Below are 16,380 nucleotides of genomic sequence, written 5' to 3'. Positions count from 1 at the left end.
ACAGTAAATAATATCGGGCTTTTGGCTGATTACCTAGTTAAATAATAGTAGGTATCAACTTATTGATTTAAGGTTCGTACTAGATAAACTTCGTCACAAAAACCTCGCAAGCCATTTGCAACACGAACTGCGCGAGAATAGTGCTGACATAACGCAAAGACAGTTGGGCCACTACCGCTCATGACGGCAGCATCAGCGCCAAAAGCGAGCATTTTATCTTTAATTCCTTGAACAGAGGGGTATTTATTTAAGGTATAGCCTTCAAGTGAATTACCTAATTCTTTAGTCATTTGTTGGTAGTCTTGTTGTTCAATCGCCGTTTTTAGAGCACGAATATTAGGGTGATGAAGTTCTTCTAGACGCATACGTGAAAAAACTTTTGGTGTTGAGATGCTTAATTTGGGTTTAACCAAAACGACCCAACATTGAGGTATGGAATGTTCTAGTGGCTGAACAATATCGCCTAATCCCTTTACTAGAGCTGTTTTACCATAAAGACAAAAGGGAACATCAGTGCCAACTGGAATCGATAACTTTACCATATCGTTAAGTGTTGCATTAAGACCAAATAAACGGTTCAAGCCTCGAAAAGTTGCTGCGGCATCACTACTACCGCCACCTAAACCAGCGGCCACAGGAATATTTTTAGTTAAGTGAACCAAGACACCGTCTGAAAAACCATAAGCCTTTTGCATGATTTCAATTGTTTGGTAAATATTATTTTTTTTATCTCGTGGTAAAAAACCATTGTCAGTCTGAATAATGATTTTCTTATTTGGTAGTGGACTAAAGGTTAAACGATCAGATAAATCAATACTGGTCATAATCATTTCTAATTCATGATAGCCATCAGGGCGTTTATATAAGACGTCTAAACCTAAATTTATTTTAGCAGGTGCCTTTTCGATCACTTCCATTTAATCCCTCCTAAATAACAATAGATTGTATTGAATTTATTATACATGAAAAAAAACATCTTTTAAACATTCGAGCTGGGATTATTCGCTAAATAGCATTCTTTTTGTTTTCGAGTCAGTTGTTTAAAGGCATACTCTGCTTTCATGGCCGCGCTTTTAGATGGAAATTTTTCTATGTGAATTAGCTTAGCAGGACGACGGCTAGCCAAGCGTGTATATTTGGCACCTTTTCCTGTATTGTGTTCATTTAGACGTCTACCAATGTCAGTTGTATAGCCAGCATAATAACTAAGGTCAGCACACTCTAAAACATAAAAATAAGCCGTTTGTTTAGTCGCCATGGAGTAATGCCTTAATTTCAGGTGTATATTGTTGAGCTTCGTCATAAGTGATAATCGGTGGTAAAATTTTCAAACCATCCGTTTTTCCGTCTTTGATGCCTTCGATTAAAATGATATTTGCCTCTTTACCCATTTTAGGATAAATAAATTGCACTCTTTTTGGTGCAATTCGGTGACGACGCATACTATCAATAATATCAAGTAACCGGTCTGGTCGATGTACCATGGCGATTTTACCAGTCATCTTTAATAACTTACTGGCTGTGTAAAAAACATCGTCTAATTTTAGATGAATTTCGTGGCGAGCAATAGCCAGATAAGGATTTGGATTTTTTTTACTTTTGGGTTGTTCTTTGAAATAAGGTGGATTACAGGTAATAAAGTCAACTGAATCAGTAGGGATATAATCAAGTGCCTTAGTAACGTCAGCATTAATGATAGTCAGTTGTTGCTCAAATTGATTTAATTGAATACTACGTGTGGCCATATCTGCTAGTCGTTCTTGTAACTCAATTCCTATAATTGAAGCAGTTGTTCTGGGCTGCATAAATAGACCAACAGCACCATTTCCAGCACAAAAATCGATGATTGTCCCACGTTTTGGAATTGAAGCGAAATGAGCAAGTAGCACGGCATCTAATGAGAAAGAAAAAACATCAGGGCTTTGAATGATTTGAATGTTTTGTGCGGGTAATTGGTCAATACGCTCATTTTCTTTGAGTAAGTCTGACATAATAAAACTCCTTAATTATTAATTTTTCATTGATTATAACAAAAAATCATCATAAAAACTTGAAACTTTAGTCGTTATTAGGCATACTTGTTTACAGTTAGATAGTAAAGATAAAGGATGGAAGAGTATGTTTTATACGTTTATCGTGCGTTTGGTTGGCGTATTAGTGTTTTTAATAAATACAAATACAAAATTTGAAGGCAAAGAAAATTTGCCAAAAGATGAAAATTACGTATTAGTTGGACCTCATCGGACTTGGTATGAGCCAATGTTTTTTGCGCTAGGTGCTTGGCCAAAGCGTTTTTCATTTATGGCGAAAAAAGAGTTATTTAAAAATCCAATTCTACGGTTCATTTTAATAAAATGCCACGCTTTTCCTGTGGATCGTGAAAATCCTGGACCGAGTGTCATTAAAACCCCAGTTAAGACGTTAAAGAATACTGATTTAAGTGTCATGATTTTTCCAAGTGGAAGTCGGTACTCTGATGAATTAAAAGGTGGCGCGGCTTTAGTTAGTAAATTATCTAAAACGAGTATTGTACCTGCCGTTTATCAAGGCCCGTTAAAATTCTGGGGCTTATGGACTAAGAAACGTGTAACGGTACGATATGGTGCACCAATTGATATTTCCGATATTAAAAAAATGGATAAAGCGGGTATTGCAGAAGTCGAACGTCGCATGCAAGCATCATTTTTAGAACTAGATAAATTAATCAATCCTGATTTTGTCTATGTTAAACCAGTTAAGAAAAGTAAAAGTTAATCGCTTTTACTTTTCTTTTTTTTGCGTTGTTCGAGTGCCACTTTTTTGTTAATAGTTTGCTATAATAGATAGAAGACCTATTTTAGGAGGACAAAAATGAAATTTTTACATACTGCTGATTGGCATATTGGACGGAAACTGAATGGTTTTTCATTATTAGAAGAACAAAAAGCTGCCTTTGATTCATTGATGCAAATTGCTCAAACCGAAGAAGTTGATGCGATTATTATTGCAGGTGATTTATATGACCGGACAGTACCATCAGTGGAAGCCGTGGGGCTGTTTCACCAAATGATGATTGAGATGAACATGACCGCTAAATTACCCGTTTTTGCGATATCAGGTAATCATGATAGTCGCGTTCGTTTAGAAGTTGGTGCACCTTGGTTAAAGTCGACACAATTTTATTTACATACCCAGCTCGAACAAGCTTTTGAACCGATTGACTATCAATCATGCCAGCTTTACTTATTGCCCTATTTTGAACCATTTCATGCGCGTGCCTATTTTGGTCGAGACGATATTCGTACTATTGAACAAGCAATGACTTTGGTTATTGATAAAATAAAACAGACGTTTGATCCAACGAAAAAACACTTGCTAGTAACACACTTCTTTGTGCAAGGTGCTCTCAAAAGTGATACGGAAACACCTTTAGAAGTGGGAGGTTTGGATAATGTTCCTGCTAATCTGTTTGCTGAATTCGATTATGTTGCACTAGGACACTTACATTATTTTAATGCCATTAGAAAATTAGAAACAATAAAGTATAGTGGAGCATTATTAAAATATTCACTGTCTGAATGTGGTCAAGAAAAAGGTGTTCGCCTAGTTGAAATAGGAGATGAGGTAACGAGTCGCTTTATCCCCATTAGTCCTATCCGTGATGTCGTTCATTTAACTGGTCAATTGGGAGAACTTTTAGATCCTGATTTTTATCAGGCGATTAATCGTGAGGATTATATTGGTATTACCTTGACCGATACAGCAGTTGTTGATGATAGCTTAGGACAACTACGGGCAGTTTATCCACGATTAATTAGTCTAGAACGTGCAGTAAAGTCACCAACTGATAATGAGGTGGCTGAGTTAACAATTACAGATGTTAGCCAACTAAATCCAGAGCATTTAACCAAACAATATTTTGAAACTATGACAGATAAAATACTAACTGTACAGCAAGAGGCGTGGTTGTCTGACGCCATTAGTCAAACACTCAAAGAAAGGTAAGATTTGCCCATGCAGCCATTACGTTTAGAATTACATAATTTTGGTCCTTATGACCACTGTACGATTGATTTTAGGTCGTTTTATGCCCAATCGTTGTTTTTAATTACAGGAAAAACGGGTGCTGGTAAGACGACTATTTTCGATGGTATGACTTATGCGCTTTACGGGAGTACATCTGGAGGACTAAGACAAGGCAAAGACATGCGTTCAAGTTTTGCGACGCCTGACGAGCGAACTGTTGTGACCTTTGAATTTAGCTATCGTGATTTAACCTATACTGTGACTAGAGAACCAGAACAATTAGTCAATAAAGCTCGTGGTACAGGGACTCGTGTTCAACCGGCAAAGGTTTGTCTAACCGTTTATAACCAGGAAGGACAGGAAATTAAGCAACTTACTAAAGAAAAAGAAGTTGGATTGTTTATTCATGAATTATTGCAACTCAATCGTGCCCAATTTTTACAGATTATCATGTTACCACAAGGTGAGTTTAGGCGCTTTTTAAATGCTGATAGCAATGATAAAGAGAAAGTGTTACGTCAATTATTTAATACATCTTTATATCAACAAATCGCCGAGCAATTAAAAGAACAGAAAAAAAAGCGTGATCGACAGCTAGCAGAAGTTCGACAGGAAACGTTAATTTTAGCTAAACAGTTACAATTTGATGATTTGCTTAGAGAAAAATTGATAGCAGACAGTTTAGTAACAGACTATCTTGAGGTATATGAGGAGCAAACAATCCGCTATGACTCACAAATAAAAGAGCTGAAGACACACCTAAGGCAGCAAACCGAGACGTATAACCAATTGCTTGAAAAAATTACACAGGGTGAACGTATTAATCAACGCTTTGCACAACTTAAAGATGTCAAACAGTCACTAAGTGAGTTAGATAACGAAAAAGACCAAATAGTCGATTTAAAAGTGAGAGCCAACCGCCTAAATCAAGTGGCGACACTCGACAATACTTACACGCTTGTTCTGGAAAAACAGCAAGATATAACTGAGCTGACCAATAAGTTGATAGCAATTAATCGAGAAATCACAAATTTAGACCAACAATTAGTGACATGTGACCAAGAGATTCAAAGTCTACAAAAGCAAGATAGCGAGATGGCGCAAAAACAAGATCGTGTGGCTCAAATTGATTTGTGGTTACCATTAGTCACTGAACAACAAGTTATCAAAGAACAATTAAGAGTTAAAGAAAAAGAGCTAACTGACCAAAAAGAACTGCTTCAACAACTAACAGGTGATGTCACATCATTGCAAAAGAAAAAAAGTGAGTTAGACCTGATTGTATCTCAAGAAGTTACGTTCTTGAAACAATTAAATACGTGTGAGCAAGACATGAAAACAAATGACTGGCTATGTGATAGAATTGAGGAATTAAAAAAATTATTAGTTCAAACACAAAAGTTAGAAGAACAAAAAAATATGACCTGATTGAGAAAGATCAAGTAATAGAGAGACTTAATAGTTTGGAGCAAGCGAAACGTGTAGCTAAAAGTGACTTAGCTAAGCAGTTAATTCAACAGCTAATGTCAGATTTGTTACCTGGGGAACCTTGTCCAGTATGTGGATCTTTAGAACATCCTAAAAGTGACGCACAACATATGGTTACCGATACGACAGCGACTGTTCACACATTAACTAATGAGCTAGACCAGCTAGATGTAGAGTTAGAATCAGTACGTCTTGTCTACCAAACTTTGACTGGTCAATTGACAGGCTATCAACAGCAGTTAGACCAATTGGCATTAGCAATCGATACAAAAAAAGCCTCTATTCAAGCAGATTTACCTAAAAGTATCTCTCCAAATAGTCCGGTGTCAGAGTGGAAGGAATCGTTGGAAGTATGCGCTACTGATATTAAGAAACAAATTAAGCAGTTACAAAAGCAATTAATAGTTATTGATCAAGCCAAAGAAGATAGTATCAGGTGTCAAGATGAATTAGATATATTGAGCAAACGGCAAGCAACAATACAATTAGTATTAAGTGACTGTCAACAAGTCTTAGCTAGTCATCAAGGTGTTTTGGAGTCGATATCTCAAAAACTTCCTAGTCATAATTTACAAGGTGATAGCTTACAAGAAGAAAAAATTCAGCTGATGCAAATTATAAGCACTTGGCAAAATGATTTGGAAAAACAGCAACACGAATTGGTCGAGACTCAACAAGCTTTACAGATTAAACAAGTAACCAAGGTTAACTACGATAATCAGTTAGATGAACTTGAGAAAAGAACAGCCCAATTATCGACTCAATTAATGTCTCACTTAGTGGATAATCAGTTGTCGTTTGATGAATTTTTGGCGTTAAGACCAAAGCTTCCTGAACTAGAAGCGATTATTGAGAAGGTGCAGCAGTTCGAAAAAGAAGAGTATGCATTGAAACGAGAACTGCAATTATTAACTAAGGAATTAGCGAACCAAATGCCAGTGGAACTAGAAGAATGGCAAGTCATGTGTGACAACTTAAAAGTAGAACTCGATGTGAGTAAACAAGAGCTAGCTGAGCAACGGTTTATAATGGACGCTAATGAACAAGTAATGAATCGTATCCAAGCATTGCTAACAAAAGCGGCAAAAGATTTAGAACAGTTACAAGAATTAACGGAATTATCGGATGTTTTAAATGGTGATGGTATGAATAAATTAAGCTTAGAGCGCTATGTTTTACAATTGTATTTGGCTGAAATTTTACGTTTAGCCAATCAGCGTTTAGCGCTACTAACAACTGGACGTTACCGTTTTGAAATTAATCATGAGCAAGGTTCATATAAAAAAAGTACCGGTCTAGAAATGAATATCTTCGATGACTTTACGGGTGTCTCCCGTAGTGTTAATACTCTATCTGGTGGCGAAAGCTTTATCGCGGCTCTATCTTTATCATTGGCCTTAACAGAAGTCATTCAGCAAAATGCTGGAGGAATTATGATTGATGCGATGTTCATTGATGAAGGCTTTGGTTCATTGGATGAAGAATCGTTAGAGATGGCGATTCGTTCGTTAGAATTAATTCGTGGTGACGGGCGTTTGATTGGAATTATTTCCCATGTTCGTGAATTAAAAGAGCGAATTCTCCAACAATTACAAGTAATTGCCTCCCCAGAAGGTAAAAGTCGAATAAAAGAGCGACTAGAATTTGAATAGGACGTGATAGTATGAAATGGTCCATCCCTGAAAAAATAGTTGAAGAAGGTAGAGAATATGCTAAAGATGGTCGAGTAGTCTCTATCAGTAAAAATGAAGAACAGCAAGTATGGTATGCCGACGTAATAGGTTCGGAGGTTTTTCATGTTGAATTAGATGGTACTGCCAAAGAAGAAGATGTCTGCCAGTGCCAATACTGGCATCAACATAATAATTTTTGTAAACATACCGTAGCAGTTGAACTTGCTTTACGTGAAAAAGGGTTAAATCGCTATATTAAAAAGCAAGTGACAAATAAAAGCACCTATCAAGCACCAACACCAGCTGAGATTTTGACAACTAGTTTCGAACATGTTCAAGAATCTGTCATTGATCGTATGCTTTTGAAAAGTGATCCCCTAAAAATTGAGTGGACACTCGAGGTTATAGAGGCTACAGCACATCATCCAGAACAATCTGTGATTGGCTTGTCTGCTAAAATCGGTCGTCGTGAACCAGGTAGCCGTCTATATATTGTAAAGAATATCAAAGATTTATTATGGTGTTATGAATTCAAGGGTGTTCTTTTAATTAACGACAATCATTATGTGATTAGTGATAACTCGTTTACGAAACGCGATGACCAATTATTGGAACGTTTGGTTGATATTACGCATAATCAGGAAATGTTTACTGCAGCCGCTGGAGTTCAACCTAAAGGGAAAATTAGTAAACGTTATGTGATTTTAGATAAAGAAGATGCGAAGTATTTTATTAATCAGCTTATGACTGAGGAACGACTTTTGTTTATTATGGGTGAAGAAAAAAAGGAAACGTTGTTATTTAAACAAAATCAAATTCCACTTGAACTACATGTATCACCAGTAGGGGTCTCAGATTATCAATTAGATATCAACGACCATATTGAATTGCATTTAGAAAAGTACCAATGGTTAATCGCACGCCATTCAATTTATGAAATTGATAGCGAACAATCTGAGCGATATCAATTATTAAGACAAGTTTTAAAACGAGTCCCACAGGCCACTATGCGCTTTAACGAGAAAACAGTTGGTGGTTTATTCTCGTATATTATCCCTAATTTAGAAAGTATTGCGACTGTCAAAATGTCTGATACCTTAACTTCTGAAATGATCCGTTTTCCTTTGGAGACTAAGTTAAGTATTGATAGTAAGCGTGGGCAATTACAGGTTCGAGTAGATTTTATTTATGGCGAGTATGTTTTTTCTAGTGATAGTGACTATTCGACGACTGATGCTAAGCAAGGTCGTGTGGTACGTAATCAAGTGCGTGAAACGCAAATCGAGAAATTACTTGAACACTTTGGTTATACTAAGCGCGGACTATCTTACATGAAAAATATGCCAAATGGTGAACGTTTGTATCAATTTTTTAAAAATGAAATTCCGCTATTTCAACGTTATGCGACTGTCGAATTATCAGATGCATTAAATCATTTATTTGTTGAGCCAGAAGAATATCAACCGAAAATTAGTATTTTAGATGAGGGCTCTTGGCTTGATATTAATTTTGATATTTCTAATATTGGTGATGAAGAAGTGAATGATGTCTTAATCAGCTTGATGAAACATCAGGAGTATCACCAATTAAAGAGTGGGCAGTTAATTTTTCTTGATGACGATCATTTCAAACAAACGAGTCAAGTACTTCAAAAATTAAGACATGATATTAAAATCAAAAAAGGTAAATTAACCGTGCCGAAATATCGTGGTTTGCTAGTTAATCAAATTATTAGTCAAACGAATGATGTTGAGACGTCGGATTCAGTATCTGAAATGGTCACTTATTTAAGCCATCCAGAGACGTATCCGGTAACTATTCCGACAGAATTACAGGCGACTTTACGTGATTATCAAGAAGTCGGATTTAAATGGTTAAAAATGTTAAGCCATTATCAATTTGGGGGTATCCTAGCTGATGATATGGGGCTAGGTAAGACGTTACAACTAATCACCTATTTACTTTCTGAAAAAGCCGATAATCTATTAACACAACCTAGCTTGATTGTAGCACCAGCTAGTCTATTATTTAATTGGAAAAAAGAATTGGCTCGCTTTGCTCCTAGTTTAAAAACGATGATTGTTATGGGGTCTAAGGCTGAACGTGAGGCCTTAATAGAGCAAATGCCTGATGTAGATATCTTGATTACGTCGTATACGACATTGCGTCAAGATAGCGAGCTCTATCAAGCCACCACATTCCATAGTTTGGTGTTAGATGAAGCACAAATGGTTAAGAATGCAGCAACGAAGACGTTTCAGTCAATTGAAATCTTGAAAGCTAAACAAAAATTTGCGTTAAGTGGCACGCCAATTGAAAATAAATTAGAAGAATTATGGGCTTTATTTAAATTAATTATGCCAGGATTTTTTCCTGCACTCCGTCAATTTAAAAAGTTACCAACTGAAACGATTGCGATGATGATTCAACCGTTTGTCTTGCGTCGTGAGAAGAAAGAGGTCTTGAAAGATTTACCTGATAAAGTTGAAACTGATTTATATAGTCAGTTAACTGATGAGCAGAAAAAAGTTTACCTAGCATTCTTGCAACAAATGCAAGAACAAGTTTCAACGATGACTGACGCGGACCTAAATCGTAATCGACTCAGTATTTTATCTGGGTTGACGCGACTACGCCAAATTTGTTGTGAGCCAAGTTTATTCTTAGAAGATTATACAGGTGGTTCCGGAAAATTAACGCAAACATTGGAACTTGTTCAAACAGCTAAAGCTAATGGCAAACGGATGTTGCTATTCTCACAATTTACAAGTATGTTGTCTATCTTAGAAGAAGAATTTGAAAAAATTGGTATTTCAACATTTTATTTAAGAGGTAGCACTCCGATTGCGAAACGTCAAGAAATGGTTGAACGGTTTAATCGAGGTGAAAATGATGTATTCTTGATTTCTTTAAAAGCCGGAGGTACTGGGCTGAATTTAACGGGTGCAGATACTGTTATTTTGTATGATCTATGGTGGAATCCTGCTGTGGAAGATCAAGCGACTGGTCGTGCACACCGTATGGGACAGACAAGAAAAGTCGAAGTTTGGCGTCTGATTTCGGAAGGAACAATAGAAGAAAAAATGCATCAATTACAAGCAACTAAAAAAGAATTATTCGATCAAGTGATGAATGCAGAGGATGTAAAACCTCTCGCTCAAATGACTGTGAGTGATTTAAAATCAATTCTTGATATCGGTGAGTAGTGACTTAATACTGAAACAGACAAAACTGTCTGTTTCAGTATTTTTATTACTATTTAATATAGTTATAGGACTGAGTTACTTTGTAGCATACTATTTTATTACAGTGCATTAAATGGTATGCTAGTAAAAATTATAAATGGAGGAGCTAGTCAATATGGGGCTTATTCGGGAAAAATTACCGCTACTAGCTATCTTAATTGCTTTATCCGTTGTCTTAGGTTTGGTCATTAATATACCAATTCCTGGAACAAACGGCTATGTGAATTTATTAGATGTAGGAATTTATACAGCTGCTCTAACACTTGGTGGCCCAGCTGGTTTGCTTGTTGGTGCTAGTAGTGGATTATTGCTTGATTTATTACTAGGCTATCCACAATGGATGTTTTTTTCACTAGTGATTCATGGTTTACAAGGCTACCTTGTTGGTATCTTAGCGAAAAATCAAGTTAAAACGTTGCCTTTGTTAGGTCTGATTTTAGGTTCTTTTACTATGGTTATAGGCTATTATTTAGCGACATGGCTACTGTATGGTCATTTGGCAGGATTAGCATCATTACCTAGTAACGCATTACAAGTAATTGTTGGGATAATTGGTGCATCGAGCATTGTCGCTATTTTAAATAAACAAAAGATGACACTGCATCATTGGTAGACGATTATTCAAAGAATTTTAGATTAAACTATGCTAAAATATATAGTAGGAAAACTCGGGAAAATGATTAGGAAGGTTGGGAAAAAATGACAGAGTATGTAATTGCCGTTGTTGGTGCGACAGGAGCCGTCGGGAAAAAAATGATTGAGATACTTGAGAATAGTTCTTTACCATTGAAAAAAGTTGTATTTTTAGCATCAAAGAGATCAGTTGGAAAACAGATTTCGTTTCAAGGGCAGATTTATCAAGTTGAAGAATTAACACCAGAATCGTTTAATGGTGTTGACATTGCATTATTTAGTGCTGGAGGGGCAATTTCTGAACGCTACGCACAAGAAGCTGTGAATCGTGGCGCTGTAGTAATCGATAATACTAGTGCCTTTCGGATGCATTCAGATGTGCCGCTAGTCGTTCCAGAGGTTAATGAAGCGGCGTTAGCGGCACATCGTGGAATTATCGCTAATCCGAATTGTTCAACAATTCAAATGATGGTTGCTTTAGATCCAATACGTCAAGCTTATGGTTTAGAACGTATTATTGTATCAACTTATCAAGCTGTTAGTGGAGCTGGAGCTGAAGCGATAGAAGAGATGACGACCCAAGCTCAAGCGATGTTAAATCATGAACCAGTACCAACGCCAGAAATTTTACCTTGTGGGAGTGACAAGCGTCATTATCCTTTAGCGTTTAATGTCTTAGCGCAAATTGATGAATTTAGTGAAGCAGGTTATACGTTAGAAGAATGGAAAATGATGAACGAGACCAAAAAAATTATGGCAGATAATCAAATCAAAGTTGCTGCTACGTGTGTTCGTGTGCCTGTGATGACAGGTCATTCGGAATCGGTCTTTATTCAGTTAAAGCATGCAGATGTCAGTGTTAAAGCTATTCAAGAGTTATTAACAGCTGCACCAGGTGTAACAGTACAAGATGACCCTAGTCAACAAATTTATCCACAACCGCTGACTAGTGTTGATTTGCCAGATGTTTTTGTTGGCCGAATACGTAAAGATTTAGATGATGCATATGGTATTCACCTGTGGATTGTCTCAGATAATTTAATCAAAGGTGCTGCTTGGAACTCAATTCAAATTGCGGAAAGTTTACACCGTTTGGATTTAGTCCGTGTTTCTGATAAGCTAGGGGGAGATAATTGATGACAGACCAACTACAAAACGTAACAATTTGGACAGCAATGGTAACGCCATTTAATACAGAGGGTAAACTGGCTATTGATAAGGTTGGCCCCTTAGTTGATTACTTGTTAGCCAATGAAACTGAAGGTTTGGTTGTTGCGGGAACAACTGGTGAAAGTCCCACGTTAAATCGTGAAGAAGAACTTGAGTTATTTAAAGAAGTCATTCGCTGTGTCGATGGCCGAGTACCGATTATTTGTGGTGTTGGTACAAATGATACCGCTGAAACTGTGAAGTTTATTAAGCAAGTAGCCGAACTGGATGGTATCAGTGCAGGCTTGTGTGTGGTTCCGTACTACAATAAACCAAGTCAAGAAGGTATGTATCGTCATTTTAAAACGCTCTCTGAGGCTAGTAATTTACCAATAATGCTGTATAATGTTCCAGGACGGACTGGTGTATCTTTATCAGTCGAAACCACATTGAGTTTAGCGCAGCTACCTAATATTATTGGGACTAAAGATTGTCAGGGGCTAGAAGCAATTGCTGAATTAGTCGAATGCGCACCCGACGATTTCTTAATTTATACTGGTGAGGATGCCTTAGCTATGCCAGCCAAAATTATTGGAGCGACCGGTGTTATTTCAGTTGCGAGTCATGTTGTCGGAAAAGAAATGTTTGCCATGTATCAAGCCATTCAATTGGGAGATTTGATTAAAGCGGCTAAGTATCATCGTGTGTTATTATCAACATATCAAGCGGTCTTTTCATGTCCGTCACCCTCGCCGGTTAAAGCGATTTTAAATCAGTGGGGTATTGAGGTTGGTGAACCACGACTACCAATGGTTGCTTGTACCAATGATGAAACAATGGACATTCTGACAAAAATCAATCAATCAAAACAAATAATTAATTTATATTAACTAAATCATAATGAGGTGAAACAAAAGTGAGTCAGATAAAAATAGTTCCTCTAGGCGGCGTTAGAGAAAATGGAAAAAGTATTTACGTTGTTGAAGTAGAGGACGAAATATTCATCATGGATTGTGGCTTGAAATATCCAGAGTATGAACAATTAGGTATTGATATGGTTATTCCTGATTTTTCTTACTTAGTTGAAAATAAAGATAAGATAGCTGGTGTCTTTTTAAGTCATGGACATGCGGACGCTATTGGTGCGTTACCGTATTTACTTGAGCAAATTGATGTTCCTGTTTTTGGGACAGAACTAACGATTGAGTTAGCTAAGTTAAATGTTAATAATTATCCAAATACAAAAGATTATACCGATTTCCATGTCGTTAATGAATTTACAGAAATTGAGTTTGAAAAAGCTGTGATTAGCTTTTTTAGAACGACACATACTATTCCAGATTCAATTGGTGTTGCAGTAAAAACGGATGAAGGTACAATTGTCTACACTGGTGATTTTAAGTTTGATCAAAGTGCAAGTAAAGAATACCAAACGGATTTTTCGCGTTTAGCAGATATTGGTAAAGAAGGCGTACTAGCTTTGTTAAGTGATTCCACAAATGCTGAAAGTAATGCCTTAATTGCTTCTGAAAATCAAACAGCCGATGAAATCTATGAGACCCTCCGCTATTGGGATGGAAGAATTATTGTTGCAAGTGTCGCAAGCAATATTCAGCGAATCCAACAAATTTTAAATGCGGCACATAAATCGTTTCGTCAGGTTGTTTTAACTGGAAAAGACCTAGAGCAAATTGTTAAAACAGCGATTCGTTTAGGTAAATTAAGCTTACCTAGCGATGATTTAATCATTACTGAAAAAGAAATGAAGAAAAAAAATCCGGATGAATTATTGATTTTAGAAACAGGTCGGATGGGCGAGCCATTAAAATCATTACAAAAAATGGCTAGTCGTCGTCATAGGTCAGTGAATATTACTGAAGGTGACTTAGTATATATTACTACAACACCATCAAGTGCTATGGAAACAACCATGGCAAAAACCGAAGATATGGTCTACCGTGCTGGTGGGACAGTGAAAACTATCTTAGATAATATTCACGTATCAGGTCATGGTAATCAGAATGACTTAAAATTAATGATAAATCTAATGAAACCGAAATATTTTGTGCCAGTACAAGGTGAATATCGCGTACTAGCTGCCCATGCTGATTTAGCTCATGAAGTGGGAATGTCTTATAAAGATATTTTTATTACCGGTTGTGGTGATACGCTAGAATTAGAAAAAGGACGTTTAAGAATGACTGGTTCTGTGGATGCAGATAATGTCTTAATTGATGGTCTTGGTGTGGGTGATATTGGAAATATTGTTTTACGTGACCGAAAAGTACTATCGGATGATGGTATCTTTATTGTGGCTGTGACAATTAGCCGCCGGAAAAAGAAAATTATTTCTAGTCCCCGAATTACCTCACGCGGCTTTGTTTACTTAAAAGCAAGTAATGATTTAATTGCTGAAAGTACACAAATTGTGGAAAAAGTTGTTTTAGATAACCTTGACAAACAAGAATTTGATTGGGGTATCTTAAAGCAAGAAATACGGGATGATTTAAGTAAATACCTTTATGCACAAACAAAACGTAAACCGGTTATTTTACCAGTTATTATGGAAGCGAGTCAAAAGAAAAAATAAGTGATGCCGAAAAGACTACTTAGTCGCGATGAGCGAACAAGTAGTCTTTTTAAAAGGAAAGGCTTTGACTTATTATTTATTCTACTGTTTAAAGAATTCGAAGAGAACTAGTTTAATTAAATGAGTATGAGCAGTCTTGATTAGTGATAAATAAAATTTCTTTTTTTGCCTAAATCATGATAGAATTCAAATTGTAGATTTCATCAAAGTGTAACAGTTTAATTAATAGATATAATACAGTTGTCGTCAAGATTGGAGCGAAGAAATGAGTATAACGAAGCATGATCAAATATTAGAATATATTGAAATGTTACCTGTTGGTGGTAAAATTTCGGTACGTGGTATTGCTAAAGAGCTACATGTTAGTGAAGGGACAGCCTACCGAGCAATTAAAGAGGCTGAAAATGTTGGATTAGTCTCAACAATTCAACGGGTTGGTACAATTAGAATTGAGAAAAAAATCAAAGAAACGATTGAAAAATTATCTTTTGGTGCGGTTGTTTCAATCATTGAGGGTGAGGTTTTAGCCGGTCGTAAAGGTTTAACTAAAATTTTAGACCAATTTATTATTGGTGCCATGACTGAAGATAATATTAAACGCTATTTGACACCAGGTTCATTAATGATTGTTGGTGATCGTGAAGAGGTGCAACAATTAGCTTTAGAAAATGGTGCAGCGGTCCTGATTACAGGAGGCTTTAATGTGTCACCTAATATTCTATCAATCGCTGATCGTGTTGAACTGCCGATTATACGGACAACGGAAGATACCTTCACTGTAGCGACAATCATTAACCGCGCAATCAGTGATCAAATGATTAAAAAAGACATCATGGTTGTCGGTGATATTCAAAAAAACCTTGATGAAACGGATTTTTTAAGTGTGAGAGATACACTTGCTGATTATTACCGTCTAGTTGAATTAACTGGGCATACACGTTATCCGGTTGTCAATAAAGGACAGCGTCTAGTTGGGATTATTACCGCAAAGGATGTAGCTAATAAGCAAGAGTCTCAATTAATTGAAAAAGTTATGACGAAGAATCCACGCTATGCGAAAAAGCATATGAGTGTCGCAAGTATTGCGCATTTGATGACATGGGATGGGATTGAATTAATCCCAGTCGTAAATGATGATTTAACATTAGATGGTGTGATTTCTAGACAAGGTGCTATTCAAGCAATTCAACTCTCACAACATAAGCAAATCATCGGTGGAAATGCATTAGTTGATCAAATAACTAATGGTTTAGTTGAAAAGACATCATCGACACCTGCCGATTTGCCTACGTTTTCTTTCTTAGTAACACCACAGATGGTAAATAGTATGGGTACTGTGGCTTATGGTGTGCTCAATCAACTGATCGCAGATGTCACTTATCAGGCGATTCGTCTAAAGCATCAAACAAATGCGATTGTCGAACAGGCTAGTTTATATTATTATAAGTTGATTCAGATTGATAGCGAAATTGACATTAAACCACGTATTATTGATTTCGGTCGTCGTTCTGCAAAATTAGAAATAGACGTCCTAATTGACAACGTCTCAGTGGCTCGTGCAATTGTGGTCTGTCAAATTATGGAACAATCTTAAGGA

13 protein-coding genes are annotated in these 16,380 nt (G+C 36.6%); 10 read left to right on the top strand and 3 right to left on the bottom strand.

Annotation, left to right across the window (positions count from 1 at the left end; all coding sequences use genetic code 11):
• Nucleotides 1-59: 59 nt before the first annotated feature.
• The 3 genes from ispE to BW732_RS04155 form a co-directional block, all read right to left on the bottom strand.
• Entirely contained in the window at nt 60-917 is an 858-nt protein-coding gene (gene ispE / locus BW732_RS04165) for a 4-(cytidine 5'-diphospho)-2-C-methyl-D-erythritol kinase (RefSeq protein ID WP_077275600.1), read from the bottom strand.
• Between the two features lie 62 nt (nt 918-979).
• Entirely contained in the window at nt 980-1,258 is a 279-nt protein-coding gene (locus tag BW732_RS04160) for a GIY-YIG nuclease family protein (RefSeq protein WP_077275599.1), read from the bottom strand.
• The gene (locus BW732_RS04155; protein ID WP_077275598.1) at nt 1,248-1,991 is read right to left on the bottom strand and encodes a tRNA1(Val) (adenine(37)-N6)-methyltransferase; all 744 of its coding nucleotides are present in this window, start codon (nt 1,989-1,991) and stop codon (nt 1,248-1,250) included. Before BW732_RS04155 ends, BW732_RS04160 begins: the two co-directional genes overlap by 11 nt.
• Nucleotides 1,992-2,118: 127 nt before the next feature.
• Here BW732_RS04155 and BW732_RS04150 point away from each other — a divergent pair, with 127 nt between their 5' ends.
• The 10 genes from BW732_RS04150 to BW732_RS04105 all read left to right on the top strand — a co-directional run bounded on the left by BW732_RS04150 (nt 2,119) and on the right by BW732_RS04105 (nt 16,377).
• Complete coding sequence (locus BW732_RS04150) at nt 2,119-2,754, top strand: lysophospholipid acyltransferase family protein (protein WP_077275597.1); 636 nt, start codon at nt 2,119-2,121, stop codon at nt 2,752-2,754.
• 96 nt (nt 2,755-2,850) lie between these two features.
• Nucleotides 2,851-3,984: an exonuclease SbcCD subunit D gene (locus tag BW732_RS04145; RefSeq protein ID WP_077275596.1), complete on the top strand. Its 1,134-nt coding sequence runs from the start codon at nt 2,851-2,853 to the stop codon at nt 3,982-3,984.
• Between the two features lie 9 nt (nt 3,985-3,993).
• A complete protein-coding gene (locus BW732_RS04140) occupies nt 3,994-5,433 on the top strand; it encodes an AAA family ATPase (RefSeq protein WP_077275595.1) in 1,440 nt (479 codons plus the stop codon).
• A 35-nt stretch (nt 5,434-5,468) separates the two neighbouring features.
• Nucleotides 5,469-7,145, top strand: coding sequence for an SbcC/MukB-like Walker B domain-containing protein (locus BW732_RS04135; RefSeq protein WP_077275594.1), 1,677 nt, complete (start codon nt 5,469-5,471; stop codon nt 7,143-7,145).
• Between the two features lie 11 nt (nt 7,146-7,156).
• Entirely contained in the window at nt 7,157-10,372 is a 3,216-nt protein-coding gene (locus tag BW732_RS04130) for a DEAD/DEAH box helicase (protein ID WP_077275593.1), read from the top strand.
• Between the two features lie 154 nt (nt 10,373-10,526).
• Nucleotides 10,527-11,024, top strand: coding sequence for an ECF transporter S component (locus BW732_RS04125; protein ID WP_077275592.1), 498 nt, complete (start codon nt 10,527-10,529; stop codon nt 11,022-11,024).
• 86 nt (nt 11,025-11,110) lie between these two features.
• Nucleotides 11,111-12,181, top strand: a complete 1,071-nt coding sequence (locus tag BW732_RS04120; protein ID WP_077275591.1) for an aspartate-semialdehyde dehydrogenase — start codon at nt 11,111-11,113, stop codon at nt 12,179-12,181.
• The gene (gene dapA, locus BW732_RS04115) at nt 12,181-13,083 is read left to right on the top strand and encodes a 4-hydroxy-tetrahydrodipicolinate synthase (protein WP_077275590.1); all 903 of its coding nucleotides are present in this window, start codon (nt 12,181-12,183) and stop codon (nt 13,081-13,083) included. The genes BW732_RS04120 and dapA overlap by 1 nt, the downstream gene beginning before the upstream one ends.
• A gap of 26 nt (nt 13,084-13,109) precedes the next feature.
• The gene (locus BW732_RS04110) at nt 13,110-14,783 is read left to right on the top strand and encodes a ribonuclease J (protein WP_077275589.1); all 1,674 of its coding nucleotides are present in this window, start codon (nt 13,110-13,112) and stop codon (nt 14,781-14,783) included.
• Nucleotides 14,784-15,048: 265 nt separating this feature from the next.
• Complete coding sequence (locus BW732_RS04105) at nt 15,049-16,377, top strand: DRTGG domain-containing protein (protein WP_077275588.1); 1,329 nt, start codon at nt 15,049-15,051, stop codon at nt 16,375-16,377.
• Nucleotides 16,378-16,380: the final 3 nt, after the last annotated feature.

The sequence above is a fragment of the Vagococcus penaei genome, assembly GCF_001998885.1.
In the GTDB taxonomy this organism is placed as follows: domain Bacteria; phylum Bacillota; class Bacilli; order Lactobacillales; family Vagococcaceae; genus Vagococcus; species Vagococcus penaei.
The sequence above is the reverse complement of the archived record's forward strand: the minus strand, read 5'-3'. Positions and strand labels throughout refer to the sequence as shown.